This window comes from Ruegeria sp. I3, assembly GCF_056532525.1.
The window spans coordinates 56,743-77,006 of sequence record NZ_JBQFNI010000001.1 but is presented as its reverse complement, the minus strand read 5'-3'; the positions used below and the strand labels follow the sequence as shown (position 1 = coordinate 77,006).

Annotated in this window: 18 protein-coding genes; 4 read left to right on the top strand and 14 right to left on the bottom strand. The window is 55.2% G+C overall.

The window, feature by feature from the left end; translation table 11 throughout:
• Nucleotides 1-475 precede the first annotated feature (475 nt).
• Entirely contained in the window at nucleotides 476-1,303 is an 828-nt protein-coding gene (locus tag ACR0L9_RS00470; RefSeq protein ID WP_480894289.1) for an ATP-binding protein, read from the top strand.
• A 736-nt stretch (nucleotides 1,304-2,039) separates the two neighbouring features.
• Here ACR0L9_RS00470 and ACR0L9_RS00465 read toward each other — a convergent pair.
• The 5 genes from ACR0L9_RS00465 to ACR0L9_RS00445 form a co-directional block, all read right to left on the bottom strand.
• On the bottom strand, nucleotides 2,040-3,002 hold the full coding sequence (locus ACR0L9_RS00465) for an ion transporter (RefSeq protein ID WP_480894287.1): 963 nt from the start codon (nucleotides 3,000-3,002) through the stop codon (nucleotides 2,040-2,042).
• Nucleotides 2,995-4,185: a low temperature requirement protein A gene (locus ACR0L9_RS00460; RefSeq protein ID WP_480894285.1), complete on the bottom strand. Its 1,191-nt coding sequence runs from the start codon at nucleotides 4,183-4,185 to the stop codon at nucleotides 2,995-2,997. Before ACR0L9_RS00460 ends, ACR0L9_RS00465 begins: the two co-directional genes overlap by 8 nt.
• Before the next feature lie 198 nt (nucleotides 4,186-4,383).
• On the bottom strand, nucleotides 4,384-5,037 hold the full coding sequence (locus tag ACR0L9_RS00455) for a DsbA family oxidoreductase (protein ID WP_480894283.1): 654 nt from the start codon (nucleotides 5,035-5,037) through the stop codon (nucleotides 4,384-4,386).
• Between the two features lie 3 nt (nucleotides 5,038-5,040).
• Nucleotides 5,041-5,760, bottom strand: a complete 720-nt coding sequence (locus ACR0L9_RS00450) for a glutathione S-transferase N-terminal domain-containing protein (protein WP_170612612.1) — start codon at nucleotides 5,758-5,760, stop codon at nucleotides 5,041-5,043.
• Entirely contained in the window at nucleotides 5,747-6,355 is a 609-nt protein-coding gene (locus tag ACR0L9_RS00445; protein WP_480894280.1) for an NAD(P)H-dependent oxidoreductase, read from the bottom strand. The genes ACR0L9_RS00450 and ACR0L9_RS00445 overlap by 14 nt, the downstream gene beginning before the upstream one ends.
• Before the next feature lie 213 nt (nucleotides 6,356-6,568).
• Between ACR0L9_RS00445 and ACR0L9_RS00440 the strand changes: the two genes are divergently transcribed.
• Complete coding sequence (locus tag ACR0L9_RS00440) at nucleotides 6,569-6,853, top strand: winged helix-turn-helix transcriptional regulator (protein ID WP_480894278.1); 285 nt, start codon at nucleotides 6,569-6,571, stop codon at nucleotides 6,851-6,853.
• A gap of 96 nt (nucleotides 6,854-6,949) precedes the next feature.
• Here ACR0L9_RS00440 and ACR0L9_RS00435 read toward each other — a convergent pair whose 3' ends face one another.
• From ACR0L9_RS00435 to ACR0L9_RS00395, 9 genes are all read right to left on the bottom strand, one after another.
• Complete coding sequence (locus ACR0L9_RS00435) at nucleotides 6,950-7,303, bottom strand: GFA family protein (RefSeq protein ID WP_480894276.1); 354 nt, start codon at nucleotides 7,301-7,303, stop codon at nucleotides 6,950-6,952.
• Between the two features lie 74 nt (nucleotides 7,304-7,377).
• Complete coding sequence (locus tag ACR0L9_RS00430) at nucleotides 7,378-7,506, bottom strand: hypothetical protein (protein WP_480685655.1); 129 nt, start codon at nucleotides 7,504-7,506, stop codon at nucleotides 7,378-7,380.
• Nucleotides 7,507-7,604: 98 nt separating this feature from the next.
• Nucleotides 7,605-8,561, bottom strand: coding sequence for an ABC transporter substrate-binding protein (locus ACR0L9_RS00425; protein ID WP_480894274.1), 957 nt, complete (start codon nucleotides 8,559-8,561; stop codon nucleotides 7,605-7,607).
• 28 nt (nucleotides 8,562-8,589) lie between these two features.
• Entirely contained in the window at nucleotides 8,590-10,251 is a 1,662-nt protein-coding gene (locus tag ACR0L9_RS00420) for a BCCT family transporter (RefSeq protein WP_480894272.1), read from the bottom strand.
• A gap of 84 nt (nucleotides 10,252-10,335) precedes the next feature.
• Complete coding sequence (gene dddP / locus ACR0L9_RS00415; RefSeq protein WP_120981183.1) at nucleotides 10,336-11,682, bottom strand: dimethylsulfonioproprionate lyase DddP; 1,347 nt, start codon at nucleotides 11,680-11,682, stop codon at nucleotides 10,336-10,338.
• 259 nt (nucleotides 11,683-11,941) lie between these two features.
• Nucleotides 11,942-12,940 carry a GlxA family transcriptional regulator gene (locus tag ACR0L9_RS00410; RefSeq protein ID WP_480894269.1) on the bottom strand — a complete coding sequence of 333 codons (999 nt, stop codon included), beginning with the start codon at nucleotides 12,938-12,940 and terminating at the stop codon, nucleotides 11,942-11,944.
• A gap of 14 nt (nucleotides 12,941-12,954) precedes the next feature.
• The gene (locus tag ACR0L9_RS00405; RefSeq protein ID WP_480894267.1) at nucleotides 12,955-15,405 is read right to left on the bottom strand and encodes a GcvT family protein; all 2,451 of its coding nucleotides are present in this window, start codon (nucleotides 15,403-15,405) and stop codon (nucleotides 12,955-12,957) included.
• 172 nt (nucleotides 15,406-15,577) lie between these two features.
• Nucleotides 15,578-17,137: a trimethylamine methyltransferase family protein gene (locus ACR0L9_RS00400; RefSeq protein WP_170671924.1), complete on the bottom strand. Its 1,560-nt coding sequence runs from the start codon at nucleotides 17,135-17,137 to the stop codon at nucleotides 15,578-15,580.
• 263 nt (nucleotides 17,138-17,400) lie between these two features.
• Nucleotides 17,401-17,994: a helix-turn-helix domain-containing protein gene (locus tag ACR0L9_RS00395; protein ID WP_170646503.1), complete on the bottom strand. Its 594-nt coding sequence runs from the start codon at nucleotides 17,992-17,994 to the stop codon at nucleotides 17,401-17,403.
• A gap of 85 nt (nucleotides 17,995-18,079) precedes the next feature.
• Between ACR0L9_RS00395 and thrC the strand changes: the two genes are divergently transcribed.
• Together thrC and ACR0L9_RS00385 are read left to right on the top strand one after the other, a co-directional pair.
• Complete coding sequence (gene thrC, locus ACR0L9_RS00390) at nucleotides 18,080-19,477, top strand: threonine synthase (protein ID WP_480894916.1); 1,398 nt, start codon at nucleotides 18,080-18,082, stop codon at nucleotides 19,475-19,477.
• Nucleotides 19,474-20,262 carry a hypothetical protein gene (locus ACR0L9_RS00385; protein ID WP_170626388.1) on the top strand — a complete coding sequence of 263 codons (789 nt, stop codon included), beginning with the start codon at nucleotides 19,474-19,476 and terminating at the stop codon, nucleotides 20,260-20,262. The genes thrC and ACR0L9_RS00385 overlap by 4 nt, the downstream gene beginning before the upstream one ends.
• Nucleotides 20,263-20,264 lie beyond the last annotated feature (2 nt).

The following is a 20,264-nucleotide window of genomic DNA, read 5'->3' as shown; positions in this document are numbered from 1 at the left end:
GCTTGGCGGCCTTGCGACAGGCGCGCTTTCTGTCGGCGTCGGAACGTTGATTGTGTTTTCGTACATCAACACACGTGTTCTGGAACAATTCGACCAGACGCTACGTGACCGGCACACCCAACTCGTTGTCGGTTTGAGCGCAACGACGCATAACCCTGAGGCATTGCGCGAACTGATATTCGATCCAGCCTATGGAACGCCGTATTCAGGCAGATACTGGCAGGTTACCGATGGAAACGGGGCTACATTCACATCAGCCTCGCTCTTTGACGAGACAATTTCCGAACCTTTACGTGTGAGCGAAGAGGCAATCGTTTGGAACACCACAGGTCCGGACAGCGAAGCCGTTCGTAGCGCATATCAGAGAATCACATTCGAAGACGGAACCGAGTGGGGCGTAACGGTCGCCGAAAGCAGGCGAGAGCTGATAAGCGAACGCAGAGCCGCGCAAAACAACTTGCTACCGGTTTTTGGATTGGTCGGCCTGATCGGGGTTGCTGGCTCGCTGCTGTTGATGTCTGCAATTATCGGCCCCCTCAGGAAACTGCGCGCAGATGTGACGCATCGCTGGGACAAGGGAGATGACCTTAGGCCGAAAGACTATCCCGAAGAGGTTTCGCCACTTGTCGAAGACCTCAATCAACTTCTGCACAGAAACCGCGAGATTGTATCGCGCTCGCGGCGGCAAGCGGCGGACCTGGCGCATGCGCTGAAAACGCCGACAGCAATCCTCAGAAATGAACTGACAAACTTGTCGGAAACCGGAGCCGATACCATTCAAGCAGAAGAGGCTTTGGGTCGGATCGATGCACAGCTTGGCCGCTCCCTCGCGCGCATGCGTGCGACCAATACTGGAGAATTGACACATTCAAAAACCGATCTTTCGAACTCAATGGGGAGATTGTCCAGACTGTTTTCAGTCATGGCAGAGCGCGAAGGGAAATCACTTGCTTCAGACCACGAGGCCGGTCTCTGGGTGCGAATGGACACTCAAGACATAGAAGAAGTGATTGGTAACCTTCTCGACAACGCTCTCAAATGGTGCCAATCAACAGTTCAGATCGCTGCAAAGCGTGTTGAAGACGGCATTCAGATCTGCATTGAAGATGACGGGCCTGGAATTCCTGAAAATGCACGTGAAGGAGTGCTTCGTTCGGGAGGTCGTTTAGACACTTCTGTCAGCGGAACCGGTTTAGGTTTGGCAATCGCCGTTGATCTGCTGAATGCATATGGCTGCAATCTGACACTAGATACATCCCAAAAACTCGGCGGCTTGGCTTGCCAAATTCTGGTTTCAGAATAGGCACAATTGCGTAAAGGCGCACAACGGCCCTTGAATTCAGTCAATCAAATGGCAGTTTTTTGCTCAGACTATAAGTTCGGACAGTCTTCTGCTCTGCCTGTGCTGGGAATAGCATCAGCATGGGCGCCGACCGCGATATGGAAGTTCGATGTAGAGTAACCGCTTTGAGCCGCAGCATCGGTCGCTTCGGGCTCATTGCCGTCCTATTTCGCGCGCACCGAAATCGCCTCGCAATACGTTCCCCTCATCTCGTCTGACCTAACAGTCAAAAAGCCCAGCCAGCCCGCGCTTGTTATGCGTGGGGTAGAAACAAAACTGCACCGCTTCCGGGTGAGGCCGGGGGGTGGGGTGCGACATTCCGACTCAATCCGATATCGAGCGGACGATCCGGCAAGCGATTTGATTTTAGTGGCAGATCAGGGGCAGGAAAACGTCGATGGGGATTTATTCAATGTTTTCAGCACCTGTGGAACGTCACAGATCTTTGACTCAATCGATGGCAAAAACCTCAAGAAATCAGTACATCACGTCATTCATATCTGACCCAAACGTCAGGCATTTCTGACCCAAACTGAACTGCGTGCCCAGATCTTTCAACTATTCAGAGCAGTAAAGTGTTTTCAGTTTCATTGACTCCGATTTTTGGGATCAACGAAAGAGCGCACGCTAAAGAACTGACAGACAGTTTTTCCCCGCAAATCTCGAACTCCGTGGACAAGCAGTCCGATGCTGGCGTTCACGACTTGGCCTTTTGCTTGGTCGGCTGACCACATGTGGGACAGTGATCAACCTGTGACATCGCTTCGGCATGCACGCGGTTTCGGATGTGGTCGGCAGCGCGACGCGACAGACCCAACTGCTTGCGAACGGCGTCAATTTCTTTCTCATCAGCCTCGCAGATATCGCCATCTTCCAAGGCCTTTCGGAACTCGCGCTCCAGGCTGGCACGTCGGCGGTGCAACTGGTCGTTCAAGCCGCTGGCAATGATCCCTGCAGGCAATGCGGCCATGCCAATGCCGATCACTGTGATCGCAGCGCCGAAGATTTTACCCGCGACCGTCACAGGAGTAACGTCGCCATAACCAACGGTCGTCAGTGTCGCCATTGCCCACCACATTGCCGCGGGGATGGAGCCAAATGCTTCAGGTTGCGCCTCGTGCTCGGCCAGCCAAGCACCGCTGGCGGCAAAGATCAACATCACCATCAGAATGAAAAAGCCCGCAAAAAAGGCGCCGGCTTCTTCCTCAAACACGGCAAGCAGCATGCCGAGTGCAGGTGAATACCGCGTGAGTTTGAGTAGCCGCAACATACGGAAGGTCCGCAGCAGACGCAGGTCAACCGGAAAGAACAGGTAAAGCAGCGCTGGCAATATCGCCAGTAGATCGATGATAGCGATCGGAGAGACGGCCCAGGAAGCACGCGTTCTGTAGTTTGGGTTTTCAGTCGCAACCCAGAGTCTGCCTGCGTATTCGACAACGAATACGAGCAGAGACAGGCCCTCAAACACATTGAGCGCGAGCCCCCAGCGGTCATAGATAGTGTCGACCGTCTCAAGGATGACGGCGGCAACGTTCAGCGTTATCAGGGCGATCAGCGCCATTTCCAGCAACCAGGGGCCGGTGGCAGCCCGGTCCGGGCGTTCGAGCCACCAATAAACTCGCTTTCTCAGACAACTCGGACCCGTCACAGCTTCACTCATGTCGAAACTTTGTCCGGGCGCGCATCAAGGGAAACGCGATCTGCGATAGCAAGGCTGTGCCCCAGATCAGGTTGCCGACCAACGAGGGGACATGTGGGACGATGTAGAAACAGGCAATTGCCAGAACGATCCCAAACACCCGAACGTCCCAACGTCCGAAATCCGAGGCAAGACGGTGTTCAATGACGTTCTGAAGCACCCAAAGCATGGCAATGTAGCCAGCAAGGCCGAAACAGCCAATGGCGGCATATTCGGTTGGGTATGGCTCCCAAAACCCGACCTTTACCTCTGCAGCAAGAGCCACTCCGACCATGACGCCGCAAAGCATCAATATCAGGTGCGCAAGCCACCAGATGACCAAAGTTGACACCTTCTTGTCCTTTGGTTTGGCATTGCCGACAAAGTCGAAATAGATCCAGCACATGACGAACATCGAAACGCCGCCGATGACGAAGTTGACCAGCACGTCGGGCGAAACTTTGTAGATGCCTTTCTCGGACAGGGTGACGACCAGTTTGAAGAACCCTTCGCCCAATACGATCAGTGTCAGCAGCGCAAACCGTTCGGCCATATGGCCAAGGCGGGGGACGAACCGCTCAAACCGCAGGACAGTGACGCCGGGGATCATGTACATCGCCTGTGTGGCCACCATCGCGGCGGCAAACACCCAATAAGCAAGCGGTGTTGGCAGAAACGCAGTGATGGCGAAGATCACCGCAAAGACCGAGAAGTTGCGGATCTGCGCCGCTGACATAGACTCGCCTGAGGAATTGACCCGCCTGGCGCGATAGTACAGCGCGGCGATCATGGCTCTGTTTGCGGCAAATCCTAACGCAAAGAAGACCCAACCTTTACTGTCGATGGCCGGGATCGCAGCGGCCATGAACATAACCGTACAGATCATCACCGACATGATGAGGCGGTGCCAGAAATCGGTACTGACGTAAATCGAATTGAAAATACTGAGCTCACCCCATGCGTACCAGAGCGTGATGAAGACGCCGGCAAACACAAGAAACCCATGCAGATCAAGGTGATGGGATAGATAGTTGCCCAGCAGGAATATCGTCACGACATGGATCAGGTCATAGAACAGCTCGGCCCAGTGGACATGGTCATGCGCGTGGTCGAGGTCTTGATGGTGTTGCGGCTTTCGCCACATGGGGTGGTCATGCAGTGCCATAAATTGGGAACTCTTCAAGGTTGAAAGACTGTAGTGGCCGGCATGCGGCCACCCTGGTTGAGTTTCTTTTTGAAGACGAAGGTTGTCGCGGAGATCACGACCTTGCAACCCCCGTAACGGTTGTTAAGCGAGGGCATGCCGGAAGACACGCAGCTAATCTCGCGGCAATCATGCAACTCGGGCCGGTACTCACCGGCGTCACGCGGCCCTGTTATATTGCAGATGTAACAGGATGCGGGCATAGCTTTCTTCGCCTTGCGCGCCCGTTACAAGGTGACGTTGGTCGAACACCATTGCGGGCACGCCCTGAATTCCTTGGCTGATCCAGAACTGCACTTTCTGGCGAACACTGTCGGCCCGTTTTCCGCTTTGTAACATGGCAAGTGCGTTGACGCGGTTCAGCCCGATGCCTGCGGCCGCGTCGGCGAGAACTTGCATGTCCGAGACGTCCTCGCGACGGGTGAAGAAGGCCGCAAAAAGTGCCTGCTTCATCTCGTGGCCTTTTCCTAGTTCCGTTGCCCAGTCAATCAACTGATGCGCTCGGAAGGTGTTATACATCCGCATGTCATCGGCGTAGTTGAACTTGAACCCAAGTGCTGCGCCCATCTCGCTGAGGCGGGCACGCGCCTTGATCGATCCTTCCAAAGTGGTCCCGTATTTTGCCGCCAGATGTTCGCGTAGGTTCTCGCCACCCTCGGCCATCTGCGGGTTCAGCTCGAATGGATGCCAATGGATATCTAGTTCGGTCTGGGTGTCGCGCGCAGCTTTGGCAAGTTGGTGGTAGCCGATCACACACCAAGGGCAAACAACGTCTGACACGATATCGACGCGAATGGGCAGAGCAGCTTGCACGGTTCAGGTTCCTTTTACATCGCTGGAAAAGCGCGACGCGTTTTCCTTAGCAAAGGCGCTGGCATCTGCGTTGGCATCCCAGAATTGGGGGTTGGCCTTTGGGATGGTCAACGCCCGTTGCACGGCCGGCCGGGCGTCAATACGGTCGAACCAGGCGTTCAGATGCGACAGGTCCGACACGTCTACCCTTGCCCAGACATATGCACGCGCCCATGGGAACAGCATCATGTCAGCTATGGTGTATTCGTCTGCAGCAATCCATTCGCGCCCGTCCAAACGAGAGTTCATCACCTCCATCAAGCGGCGGCTTTCGTCCACGTAGCGACGGATTGAAAAGGGCTCTTCATGGCCATTAGGCGCAGCAATGTGCTGGAAATACATCGCCTGTCCCATCATCGGTCCTACGTGCCCAACCTGAAACAGCATCCATTGCATGACCTCGGACCGTTTGACCGGGTCCGATGGCAGAAATTTTCCGTATTTCTCGGCCAGATACCACAGGATCGCGCCGGATTCGAAAATCGCGCGCCCTTCCGAACGGTCTTCGATGGTCGGGATCTTTCCGTTCGGGTTCAGCGCCAGATAATCCGGCGCTTTTTGTTCCTGTTTGGAAAAGTTGATGTGAGTCAGGTCGTAAGGGACACCTGCCTCTTCCAGAAAGATGACCGGCTTGTAACCGTTCATCGTACCGGCGGTGTAGAGATGGATATCAGGCTGGGACATGTTCAACCTCGGCAAACGTGGTTTTCAGATGCGCGTCAAATCGAGCGAAATCGGTGTCGATTTCCGGGTTCTTCATTACATCAAATGCCGCAAAGGTCGGAAGCGGCTGCATTGCAAAGAACTTTGCGTTCAGGTGCATCGGGCGCAGCAAATCATCGACGCTACCACCGGCAAAGAACGGTTCGGCCTCATTGTTAAACGCTTCTTTCGGGGCGTTGAACGTCACTGAAAGCATGTAAGTCTTATCGCTCAGCGCACCTCCCATCCCATAATTGGCCTTCGGTGCTTCTGCCGTCCGACCGTCACCGGTACTTAGCCGCCCATCCATTCCAGCGGTGTAAACTTCATCCATGTATTTCTTGAAAACCCACGGAACGCCCATCCAATTCACCGGAAACTGCATGATGACCGTATTGGCCCACATGTGCGCCTCAACCTCAGCATTCGCGTCATAGCCGTCGGCGACAGTTGCCACGCGTACCTCGTGACCCATTGCGGTAAGCATGTCGCGCGCGCGCTCCGTTAGGCTGGCGTTCAACTGCCCGGGGGCGAATTCGTAGGGCTGAGTACCGTTCACGATCAGGATTTTTCTCATGTCCATATCCTATTTGTGTAATCTTGAACCCTTGACTTTCTTCGGGCTCAGAGAGCATTTGATGGTACAGGTGTGGGAAATCAACTAGTATACTTTTGGTAACCTAGTTGCCTAAGCTACAGGATGACGATGCGAGCGCGGATTGACGAAGATGCCAAAGGGCGCCGACTGGTCTCGGAGGCCTGTGTGGAGCCATGTGCAATAGAACGAGGTATGCGGATCATTGGCGGAAAATGGACCGGGTCTATCTTGTGGCACCTCAAAGATGGTCCTGTGCGTTTCAACGATCTGTCGCGCATGATCGGCGGGGCAAGCAAGAAGATGATCACCGAGCGATTGCGTCAACTTGAGGAGCAGGGCTTGGTTGCGAGGCAAGTAATGGATACTGCCCCTATTTCCGTTCAATATTCCATTACCAAGTTTGGCAGCACGGCGCTTGGATTTCTCGATGAACTGCGAAAGTGGAGTGAGGAGTTACCCAACGGTTTGAATCGATAGCATCGGTGTGTGTTTTAGTTTCTTCTGATCGCCGTTTGTCAAAATGCAACGACTCGATTTTGATGTGTACAGTTCCCTTCAGACGTCTTGGTCGCGTCAGAGATTTCTTCCGTCATAGATTATCTCAGGTAGGCGAAGAGCGTCCAACTCATCTATGCATCCCAGGTTAACTCGATAGTGGCCCGGGTTCAGTCGCGTCTCGACGAATGTATGAATTCCGCAGCGACTGCAAAAATAGTGCCGCGCCGTTTCTGTGCCAAATTGGTAAGTTGACAGAACACCCTGCTCACACCTGATTTTAATTTCTTCAGGCGGGATAACCGTTGCACTCATCACCATGCCTTTGCGGGAACATAGTGAACAATCGCATCGCATTGCATGATTGATGTCGGGTATCGAAAACGTGAATTTTACAGAACCGCAATGACAGCTGCCTTGGAATTTTTTCACCTTTCACTCCACCGGTTGAGTGCGGAAAGAGCGCCCACAAACGATCTGTAGTCACTCAAGGATTGTTCACACTTTTATTCGGCCACAATTGGGCCCGTATCCGGAACTGTAGAGGTAAGACCAACTGCGTTCCGGCGGCTACCGTTGATGATTGCCTTGATCAGAGCAAAGCCGATCAGCGCCATTGCCAGCCTTCCGGTCATCTGGACCGGAAGGCGCAAGGGTATCAAACACTCTAGCGGAATTCACTTCCAAGCTTGGAATTCGTTACCGCCTGAAGCATTCTTGGAAACGTATGTCACTACGGGAACCAACTGTCGACTACAGCCGAGTTGTCTTCAACCCATTGCTTTGCAAATGCTTCGGGGTCTTGTTTCTCGACCGCCAAGGCAAAGGACATTTCCGAGAGCATCTCGGTTTCCAAATTGACATTGCTTAGCATTGCGACGGCATCAGGCTGCGCGCTTTCCAGGCTGGTCGCATAACTGACATGAAGATCGTCAGTATCCCAGGCGACACCGGCAGTCGATTTCTCCAACCAGCCCGGGATCGAGTTGGGCGGCACGATAATCCACTTTGAACTTACGTGCGCTGGCTCGCTCAGAACGACAAGGTCGTGCACTTCGAACATGTAGTGCGGCTGATAACAATAGAATACGACATTCTCGTTCTGTCCGGCAGCAGCCCCCAGTTCTGCCAAGGCGTCGGCTTCATCCATGATCCTGAGGCTCATAGTCTTGTGATAGCCGTAAGAACGTGCACGGACCTGTTCGATGGAAGTGGAAGTCCAACCTTCTGCGCCGATCCAGACTTCACCTTTTCCGTCTCCGTTACTATCAAATTTCTGAGCCATTTCCGGATCGGAAAGCTGTTTGATATCCGTGATACCGGTGCGTTCCGCCGTGTCCTTTGTCACGCACATTCCTTGCGCCCCCTTGGGGCCACTGGACTTTACCTGAACCGTTTTTCGGCCGTCGACATATTCCCGCCGAAGGTAGTCGAGACTGGGCAGCCAGACCTCAGGGTGCACATGCAGGGTTCCGGCATCCATAGCCGCAAACATGGCTGCATTGGTGCTGTCCTGCAATTCGACGTCCAAGTCCAGCCGACTTTCCAAGGCAACCTTCAGAATATGTGCGGTGGCTTCCCCCGATGGCCAGTTCGGGACCCCAATGACCATGTCGGCCGCCGAGACCGTAGAAGCGGCAGTTACCGCGGACACCACACTGATAGCTGCAAAAGATTTACGCGTTTTCATCTCGAAGTCCTTTCATCACTATCAAGTTTCATTCCGCAGCAGATGCCGGGGCGGTGGTCGGAACACCTTCGGCAATTCTTCGGCTATCGTTGTAGATCGCCTTAATCAGTGCAAAGCCCATCAGAACCATCGCCAAACTGAATGGCAAAGCCGCAATAACCATCGCGGTTTGAATGGCTCCCAGACCCCCAATGACAAGCAGGGCTCCGACCACCAGTGCCAGGGCGACACCCCAGAAATAGATGTGCGGCTTGGCTTTCGGGCCGTCATCGCCTGCGGCGTTGATTGTATTTACGATCAAAACAGCGGAGTCTGCCGTGGTCACGAGATATGTCAAAAGAAGTACCACAACGATAACTGAGAAGACCCATGTCAGATTGTCGTTGAGAATAACGGCCAGTGTCGCAAACAGCTGGTCCGAGATCCCTGCGCCCAGAATCGAGCCCCGAGCCTCTCCTGTAAGTTCAAGGTGGATGGCCGTACCGCCAACAAAGGCGAACCAGATGAAACACATCATTGCCGGGACAAGCATTGCACCCAACACGAACTCGCGCACTGTGCGCCCTCGCGAAACCCTGGCAAGAAACAGACCAACGAATGGGGTCACCGCGATCCACCAGGCCCAGTAAAAGACCGTCCAGCCGCCTTGCCAGCCGGCGAGTGCGGCGCCCGTTTCGGTTCCATCATCTGACCAGACGGTAAAGCTGATTCCCGGCAGCGCCAGCAGGTAATCCCAGATACCGACAAACATGGCCTGCAGACTGAAGAATGTTGCACCGAAAATCAGGAAGAACGCCAACAAGAAAAAGCTCAGCCCCATATTGATGTTGGAAAGCCATTTGATGCCCTTGCCGACACCGGAAAGTGCGGACAGGGTCGATGCACCCATGATAACCACAAGGGCGAAGATGATGGCAGCAAAGGACGCTTTCTGTGTTCCTCCCTCATCGGTCACCAGCAACCAGTCACCGAATCCAATCCGGTTAAGGCCGGCTACAAACTGCTCGACACCAAAGCCAAGCGTCTGGGCAACACCCAGTATAGTTGCCACCACGGCCACGATATCGATGACATGACCAATCGGACCCGAAAGCGACTTGCCGAAAAGCGGGACGAGCGCGGTGCGCACCGTAAGTGGTAGATTCCTGCGATAAGAGAAGTAGGCGAACCCCAGCCCGGCGATCGCATAACACGCCCAGGCCGATAGCCCCCAATGCGCAAATGACCAGATATAAGCTGACCTTACGGTCTCTGCCGTTTGCGCGGGCACGTCTCCCATAATCACGTGGGGGTTGTTCTGAAAATGGTAAATCGGTTCGGCCGTCGCAAAGGTCAGCATCCCAATGCCAATCCCGGCGCTGAACATCATTGAAAACCATGAGAAATTCGAAAATTCAGGCCTTTCATCGTCTTGGCCCAGCCGGAGCCTGCCAGAAGCCGGCAATGCCGCCAGAACAAGGCAAAGTATCAGGAAGAACGCTACCGCGTAGATGTACCAGGAGTTAAAGCTTGCCAGAATGAAACCATTCAGTGCTCCTAGTGTCTTCGCAGCGCTCTCCGGAAAGGCCACGGCCCACACGATGAGCAAACCCACCAGGATTTTCGCGGACACGGCAACGTTTTTCGAGAACCCGGCGTAAAAGCCGCTCTCTGATACTGGAATGTCCAGTTCGCCTAAAGGTGGTTTCATACTTTCCTCCATGTATGGTAAATTTTAGCCGCCAGCCAACCGTGGGTGGTTTTGCTGGCGGGCTTTGGATATTGCGAATGCCAGCTAGGCCGTTTCTCCCATCAGGCGCTTATCGAGCGGGTAGGTCGAAATCGTTTCGAACCCGCTTTCAGTCACAACTCCCTGATCCTCCAGCTTGACCATGTGGTCGCCGCCGACCTCACCCACCAGCGCTTCGACACACAGCGTCAGCCCAGGTTCGAGAATGGCGTCGAAGGCGCCGTCCACCAGTCGGTCGGGATAGGCGATCAATGGCCATTCGTCGCACAGGCCCACACCATGCATCGGAGAGGAATATTTCAGCGCCTGATACTTGTCCTGCAGCACATGCAATGAGCGTGTCAGCTCCTCCATGTGGAGGCCGGGGCGCAGGAGCGCCGTGTTGTAGCGGATGTGCTCGACGGCCTCGGCGTAGCTCTCGCGCATATGCTTCGGCGCCAGTTCGTCACCGATCCACCATGTACGGCTGAGGTCCGCGCAAATGCCATATGGCCCGATCAGATCAGTGTCGAAGGCGAGGATCTCGTTCTCGGCGATGACCCGAGGTCCACATTCCTGAAACCACGGGTTCGTGCGTGGCCCCGAGGTGAGCAGCCGTGTCTCGATCCATTCGCCGCCACGCTTGATGTTCTCGGCATGGAGCACGGCCCAGACATCGTCCTCGGTCACCCCGCCCTTTGGAATTTCTGCGCGCGCGAACTCTTCCATGGCGGCCATCGAACGCTCGCAGGAATGTATGGCGCAGCGCATGGCGCGTAACTCGTGCTCGGTCTTGATGCCCCGTGTGCGTTCGGTGACTTCCTCGCCGTCGCGATACTCCAGCCCCGCTCGGCGGATCGCGTCCAGTCCCGCAGGCTGGATCTTGTCTATCCCGATCTGTGTATAGCCCGGCGCATGGGTGGCCAGCAGGTCCGCCACCTCGGCAGCGAAGGCGTCGGCCGCTGGCCCAATCCGGTCGCCACGGGCGAAGTAGAACATGTCAGCGCCAGATCGGCTCTCGCGGACAAGCGGATTATACTCGGCGAGGAACGGCGCATTCTTGTAGTCCCAAAGCACCATGTATCCGTCGGCACATAGCAGGCAGGCTCGGAACGGGTTGTGGGTGTTCCACAATTGCATGTTTGTCGTGTCGGTCGCATAGCGGATGTTCAGGGGATCGAACATCAGCAACCCCCCATAGCCGCGGGCCACAATAGCGTCGGTCAGGCGCTGATGCCGGGCCTTGCGCATCTCGGTCAGATCGGGCAACGCCAACCCCGCCTCGCGCCATTCAGCATGTGCAAGTGCGGTCGGCCCAATCTCGACCCGGTCGCCGTCATTTGCCGTCCCATCGCCAAGACGAACGCCCTGGCTAGGGTCAATCTTGCGCCGATGACTGTAATGGGTGTTCATTCTATGGCTTCCTTTCAGGCGCTTGATGGCAAGCAAGAAAAGCCGCGCCCTGACGTGCGCGGCCTCTCATTCAAGCTGCGTTCATAGCTTGATCTGCGAATTCCCCCATTGACGTATCCGGGGTGCGATCATTTGCAGTGTTGTTGATCGGAACACCGAAGGCACAAGGGATCATTCTGCGCTCTGCTTCGCCGTAGGCACAGTTTAATTTCGTTGTGATCAGTGTTGTCTGAGTCGATTGCATTGCCGTTCTCCGAAGCTAGTGCGCAAGCACAACCTTTTCGTCACGAGGCAGTATCCCGAAGTGTCTTTTGTAGTGTTTGGAAAACAGGCCTTGTGTTGAGAACCCGCAGGCCGTGGCAACATCGATCACACGCATCTGAGTTTGCTGCAGCAATGCCCGCGCCCTCTCGAGCCTCAGAACCATCATGTAGGTCTTAGGACTCATCCCCAGATATCGACTAAAAAGCCTTTCAAGTTGCCGTGTCGATATTCCGACCTGGCGAGCGACTACCGACGGTGAAACAGGCTCTTCCCAGGTTTCCTGCATATAGCTCAGCGCTTTGGATAGCTTTTCGTTCCGGTGTTTCGGACCATAAAGACTGGAGATACTCTGACGGCAATTTCCGTCACGCATAGACCCACAAAGGAGCTGGTCAGCAACCTGACTAGAGGCTTCCGGACCTGCTTTTTGGCGGATCAACGCAGAAAAAAGGTCCAGAGTGGCGGCACCTCCCCCGCAGGAGACGATGTTTGATGTCTCTTCAAAAATTGTGCAGGTAGGCTCCAGATCCAGATAGCCTTCCTCAAAGACAGGCTTCATTCTCCAGTGTGCGCTGATGGGTCCTTCGATCGCTATGCCGATCCGGGCGAGAAACAGTGCACCACCTCCTAGACCGCATAGTCGTGCTCCTAGTCTTGCGGCTTGCCGTAGCCAAGCCGCAGTCCTTCCAGACTTAGAGTAGTTTTGGGAATTGAAGGCGCAGCAAACAACGATGCAATCTCCACGGTGCACATCAGGCAGGGCACTATCGACTGCTACTGTCAGCCCTGAAGAAGAATTTATGCTATCGCCCGTTTCGCTGGCTGTTTTCCACTGAAAGAAGGCCTTACCCATTGCTTCGTTGGCGGCGGCCAGAGAGTCGATGCCGGATCCCAGTTCCAATGCCGAGAACCCGGGCATCAATAAGAATACGAAGCGGTTCACCTCAACAAGTTCACTTAGAACCACATCTATGTCTTTCTCTGGCCGCCCCATGGTTTTTCTCCTGATCAAGAACGCATGTTTGCGCCGTTGGCGTCGTAGATTGGTCCTGCCAGAACCAGCGCGTCGTAGAAGTTGCCCAGAATTTCCACCTGAAGCGTCGTTCCCGGCAGTGCGAACTCGGCTGCGACGTAACCCATCGCCATCGACTTGCCGACATGGTGCGCATAGCCGCCCGAGCTGACGTAGCCGACCGGTTCACCATCTTTCAGGATCGCCTCGTCATGGGCCACGTCGATCCCCTCGACGTCGATGGTCATTGTCACCAACTTCTGCGAGACCCCTTCATCGCGGGCTTTCAGCGTTGCTTCTTTGCCGACGAAGTCCTTCTTCCAGTTGATGAAGACATCCATGCCGGATTCGACAGCGTCGAAGTCGGGACGGTATTCCATCGTCCAGACGCCCCAGCCCTTCTCGAGTCGCATCGACAGCAACGCACGCGCGCCGTACCAGCGATAGCCCAGATCGGCGCCGGCCTCTTCGATGGCGTCTGCCAGGCGCATCAGGTATTGCGGTTTGCAATAGATTTCGTAGCCCAATTCGCCAGAGAAGCTGATCCGGTTAATGATCACCGGCACGCCGCCGACAAAGGTCTGGCGCAGGTCGCGGAACTTGAAGGCTTCGGCTGAAACATCGTCCCGCGTGATCCGGGCCAGCAGGTCTCGCGATTTCGGGCCAGACAATGCAATGCCGTGCCAGTCGTCTGAAGCGTTGGCATAAGAAATGCCCGCAGGCAGGTCTTTTTCGAACCAGCGGCGGTGTGCCTCTTGCATCGCGCCCGAGCCGAACAGCATAAAGTGATCCTCGGCCAGGCAAGCCACCGTCAGGTCGCCGTAAAGCTTGCCCTTGGGTGTCAGCATCGGCGTCAGAGCCAGGCGTCCGGGCTTGGGAACAAACCCGGCAAGGATATGGTTCAGGTATTCGCGAACACCCTCGCCCTTGAACTCATGCTTGGCAAAGTTGGCAATCTCAATGCCACCTACGGCCTCGCGCACGGCCTTGATCTCCCGTCCGACATAATCGTGAGATCGGTTGCGCTCGAACGAGGGAACCTCGTGCGCATCTTCCGGGCCATCGGCAAACCAGAGTACGTTTTCGAGGCCGAAACCCTGATCCATCACCGCACCTTTGGCGATCATGCGATCATAAAGCGCGGTGGTCTTTTGCTTGCGGCCCTTAGGCAGGGTTTCGTTCGGGAAGGTCATCACGAACCGGCGTTCGTAGTTTTCCGACGACTTGATTGTGCCCCAGTCGGGTGTCGCGAACTCACCAAAACGCGCCACGTCCATCGCCCAGACATCGATGGATGGCTCGCCGTCGATCATCCATTCCGCAAGGGTCAGGCCCACGCCGCCGCCCTGGCAGAAGCCCGCCATGACACCAACAGCGACCCAGTAGTTTTTCACACCTGGAACAGGGCCGATCAGCGGGTTGCCATCAGGGCCAAATGTGAACGGACCGTTGATCACATCCTTGATCCCGGCATAGGCCATTGCCGGAAGACGCTCGAACGCGGTTTCCAGACGATCCGCCACGCGATCCAGATCCGGCGGCAGCAGTTCATGACCGAAATCCCAGGGCGTTCCGCCGACTTTCCAAGGGGTTGCCTGGGCCTCATAGGTACCCAGCAACATGCCCTGCCCTTCCTGGCGGCAGTACACGTTGGCCTCAAAGTCGATGCCATGCGGTAGCTGCTGACCGAAGTTCACGACCTCGTCCATGCGCTCGGTGATCAGGTAGTGGTGCTCCATCGGCTGAACCGGCAGATGAAGGCCCGCCATGTGACCCACCTCACGCGCCCACAGACCGCCGCAGTTCACGACATGCTCTGCATTGATCGTGCCTTTGGGGGTGACAATGTCCCAGCTGCCATCTGGGCGCTGTGTCATATCGGTGGCGCCACAGTGGGTGAAATACTGGGCACCATGCGCCTTGGCCGCCTTGGCAAAAGCGTAGGTCGTGCCGGACGGGTCCAGATGGCCGTCCTGTGCGTCCCAAAGAACCGCGTGATAGTGGTCCGGATCGATCAGCGGATGACGCTCGGCCAGCTCTTTGGGCGAGATGAATTCCTGATCCAGCCCCATGTAGCGCGCTTTCGAACGCTCGCCCTTCAGGTAATCATACCATTCCTTGGTCGAGGCGGCATAAAAGCCACCAGTTTGATGTAGACCAACGGATTGCCCGGACAGTTCTTCGATCTCTTTATAAAGATTGATCGTGTATGATTGCAGGCGCGAGATATTCGGATCCGAGCTGATGGTGTGGATACCGCCGGCCGCGTGCCAGGATGAGCCGGATGTCAGCTCGTCACGTTCAAGCAGGACCGCATCCTTCCAACCGAACTTGGCCAGGTGGAACAGGATCGAGCAACCAACAACGCCGCCGCCAATAACAACGACTTTGGCGTGCGACGGCAGTTTCTTTCCGCCTGTGGACTCGTCGGTCTGAATAGTAGGCATATTTCGTTTTTCCTCAGGAATTCAGCTTTCACTCTGACTGCATTTGGGTGCGCGCTCCTCGTTTTGACCCAAAGCATCTATCTCGGTGAAAAGGGGTTCTCTTCTTTGCAGTGGATTGCTGGTAAGCGGAACGATCCCGGTTGTCGCGACCGTCCTGGCGAACCTGCAAGTGTCAGAAATCCGTGGCAGCACCGCCCTCGGCCTTGCGCTTGACGACAAAGGCGTCAAGCTCGTCCCTGATCGCCGGGTCCAAGGCCGGGGCCTCATAGGTGGCAAGGCGGTTTTTCCACTCTGCGTTGGCACGCCCAATCGCAATCGGCGATCCCGCCTCCTGCCAAGTCTCAAAGTTGCGCCAGTCACTCAGGATTGGCGAATAGAAGGCATCGCGGTAACGCGCCTGGGTGTGTTCAGTGCCAAAGAAGTGACCCGCTGGCCCGACCTCATTGATGGCTTCCAGCGCCAGGTCTTCCGGGCTGGTCGAAACAGGTTGAAGGAATTCCGTGACCATCTGCAGCAGGTCGATATCAAGCATCACCTTCTCATACGAGCAGCACAGCCCTCCTTCGAGCCACCCTGCCCCGTGCATCAGCATGTTGGCGCCGCCATTGATGGCACCCCAAAGCGAGAAGACCGCCTCGTATGCAGCTTGCGAGTCAACCGTATTGGCCGCGCACACATTCGAAGAGCGATACGGAATGCCGTAGCGCCGCGCCAACTGTCCACCGATATGCTGCGCCTTCATGTATTCCGGTGTGCCAAATGCTGGCGAGCCGGTCTTCATATCCACGTTGGACGTGAAGCCGCCATACATCACCGGCGCACCTGGCCGCACAATTTGGGTAAAGGCCACACCCGCCAGAGCTTCGGCGTTTTGCAGCGTGACGGCACCCGCAATCGTAACGGGCGCCATCGCCCCTGCCAGCGTGAAGGGTGTGATCACAACAGGCTGGCCCATCTCGGACAACGCCATCACGCCCTGCATCATCGGAATATCGAGCTGGAGAGGAGAGTTCGTGTTGATGATCGAGAACATACAGGCCTGATCACGCATCTGGTCGTGCGTCAGACCATGGGCAATCCGCGTCATCTCGATTGCATCGGAGACACGCTCCTCACCAAGTGAGTAGATGCAATAGGCCTTGTCGGTCAGCGTGATGTAATCCTGAATACAGTCAAGATGGCGGATAGATGCGTGAATATCGACAGGCTCCACCGGATACCCACCCGTCACGTGTAGAACGTTGTGCATCTGGGCCAATCGGAGGAAGTTGCGAAAATCTTCCTGATTGCCTGCGCGCCGGCCCCGATCCGTATCCGAACAATTCGGCGCGCTTGCCATCATGTTGAATACAATGTTGTTTCCGCCCATGGTCACGTTGTGCTGGGCGTTTCGCGCGTGGAGCGTGAATTCAGACGGCACGCTTACAATGGCTTCGTTGATCAGATCAGGATCGAAGCGCACACGTTCTTCACCGTCCCGGACATCAGCCCCCGCTTTTTTCATCGCTGCACGCGCGTCGTCATGCAAGACATCCAGGCCGGTTTCTGAAAGCAGTTTCAGGGATGCCTGGTGAATGTGTTCAACCTGATCATCCGAAATCAGCTCAACGGCAGGATAGGAACGCTTAAGCTGCGCGAACGGGCGCTGCACGATTGCCGGGGCTGGTACCCCGCCATCACGGCGACGCCCACGGCGCCCGCGCGCTTTCTGGGCCAGTTGTTCAGTTGTCATCCGATAGCACCTTCATTGCCGGAGTTAAGCCTGAGAACGAGTGGATTGGGCGTTACGCCTCAAGTCATTTGCTGCTTACGGCGGCAGGCAAAGAAACCTGACCGCGATTCGTCGCTCAATCCTGCGTGGGCCCGCGAACGGAAAAGTCCGCTATTACTTGGAGGTACCAGTTGATGTTTCACTTTTAGATTTCCAATATGCCGCACGAGATGCGGTATATTGGAAAATCAATATGATTCAGTCAATACATTTTGTAGGCCTTCTCAAACTGACGCTGTAGGTTCCTGATATTGAGTCGGCTGAGCCACGAGAAGGATGGCCTCCGTTTCTCCATCCGCCTCGTTGTTAATGCGATGATTGCAGTCACTGCGGTATCGCAATGTATCGCCCGCCTCAGCCCGAACAGTTCGTCCAGCGACCGTTACCGACAGTGAGCCGGACAGGCAGGTCAGGTGCTCGAAGGTTCCAGGCGCATGAGGCTTTGAATCAAGCTCTGCTCCGACCTTCATGAGAAGCCTGTGCCACTCTACGGGAAGAACAGTGCGTCGCGGGCTCAACATATAAATCTCGCATTTACCGTCCGCACTTCGCTGCATCGGCGTGGAATAGTGATGAAGATGCTCGATTGGATCCTCGCCACCAGGCGTGCCCTCAAGCAAGCTAAGGTCAACGCCAAGTGCCTGAGAAAGGGCCCAGACTATGGAAAAGGTCGGGTTGGTGGCACCCCTCTCAATGGCGGATAGCATCGATCGGGACACCCCTGTACGCTCAGAGAGTCGCTCAAGGGTCAGGCCTAGCGATTTCCTGGCTTCCTTCATAATTTTCCCGATTTCAGGTGTAGGTGAAGGTGTGTTCATTCCGTAGTTCCACTATATTAGATTTTTGTTTACGAACGATAGAGGTCTTGCTAAATCCACAATATTAGAAATCTTGGAAAATGCCATGCTCTACTCAAGTACTCGCGGGAACGCACCCGCTCGATCTCTCCGAGAGTTGCTAAGCCGTGGAACTGCCGAAGATGGCGGTCTTTACGTGCCTGAGGCCTGGCCCGAACTTACATCCAGCGAATTGGCCACGCTGAGCGGGCGGGCCTACGACCAGATTGCATCGGATGTTCTGGCACTGTTTGGCGGAGCTGAGTGGCAACAGTGCGACTTCACCGCAGGCATAAGAAAAGCGCTGGCCGGTTTCGAACGCAATGATGGCCCACCTCTGTCTCGCCTGGATGACCAGCTGTGGAGCATGGAGCTTTTCCATGGCCCCACACTCGCTTTCAAGGATTACGCCCTCGCTCCTTTGGCGGAAGCGATCGATCGGGAACTCACAATCACTGACAAACGCGCGACCGTACTCTGCGCAACGTCGGGAGATACTGGCGCAGCCACCGCAAATGCCTTTGCGGGACGTTCGCGAGCCAACGCAGTAATTCTGTTTCCGGAGGGCCGCGTCTCTGATGTTCAACGCAAGCAGATGACCTGCCTGGGAGCCGCAAACGTTCAGGCAATTTCCGTTCGAGGCGACTTTGATGACTGCCAAAGCATAGTCAAAAACCTGTATCAAAGCGAAGTTGCCAAAGAATATAGCTTTACGGCTGTGAATTCGATCAACCTGGCCCGGATCCTCCTTCAGACGTCCTACTACATTTACGCTTCGGTCAAAATCCACAACGATTACGGCCGACCCGTGAACTTTGCTGTCCCCAGCGGGAATTTTGGAAATGTCTTTGCGGGCTATATCGCGAAGCAAATGGGCGCTCCCATTGGGAAGTTGATCGTCACATCGAACGAAAATGATGTCCTCCCCCGGCTGTTCGAGACTGGTATGATGTCGAAGGCAGAGACAATACCAACGATCTCGCCAAGCATGGATATTCAGGTTTCCAGCAACTTTGAGCGTATGCTGTGGATCCTGAAAGGACGCGACGGGAACGCAACGCGCGACGTGCAAACGCAGCTCGCTGAGAGGTCTTTTTACGAACTTTCGCAATCCGAACGTTCCCGACTGACCAAAGACTTCGATGCGATGAAGTGCGGCAAAGATGATGCCTTAAACACCATGCGCCAGATCCATAAGCAGTTCGGCAAGATCATTTGCCCACATTCGGCAACCGGCTACTTCGCGGCGGATCAGCTGAGGGCAACGCTTAACGGACCCATTGTTGTCGCTGAAACAGCCCACCCGGCAAAATTCCCGACGGCAGTTGTAGAAGCGCTTGGAACACTCCCAGAAACTCCGGCGCGGCTGGAAGCCTTGTTTGCCCGCGAAGAAGAGTTCGCAACCGTCGATCCGACGGTTGAAGCGGTGCAAAGTGTGATTGATGGAAAATTCGCAACACCATGAAGCTGACGTGTGTAACCCCGGAAGTTCAATCTCTTCTGAGTGAACCGCGTGACATACTTCTGATCGGGATGTCGGGAATTGGAAAGACGCTCCTTTCGAGCTTTTTGAACCAATCCGGGGCGTGGCGCTATGTGTCGATAGACGCCCAAATCCAAGGGCAGTATTTGCGCAAGCAGATACTTGACGCATTCAATGCCGAGGTCAGCAAGGGAGCTATGCTGTCCAGGCTGCAGGAACTGGGCATTCTCAACTTGGACGACGAATTGTGCAAGGACACGCTTGCGCCATTGACTTCCTATTTGGGGATGCCTGGAGACCCAGACAGAGGCGGGATTGAATTCAACGAATATGTGAAACGGCAGAACTTTCATAGGCAGGCTGAACTCACCGCAGTCGAAGGCCTTCTTAGCCTGGAATCCGATCAGCCAGTTCTGGCTGATTCAAGCGGGTCGTTCTGCGAATTGTTTGCGGCTGGTGATCCCACATTTTCTGCTTTGAAAGAAAGGTTCCTCATCGTTTCGCTTAGGGAGAGCGATGAACTCGTCCAGAACCTGATAGTCAGGTACGTTGAGAACCCAAAACCAATTTACTATCCTCCAGACCTGCTTTCTGAATATTGGAGTGAGTATTCAGAAATGGCCGGAGACCGAGACAGTGATATCGATCCAACGATGTTCGCGCTTTGGTCGTATCAGAAGCTAATTTCGGTCAGGCGAGATAAATTTGCGGCACTAGCTAGGCACAGCGACATATCTATTAGTGCCGCAGATTTGCGATACGCCTGAGT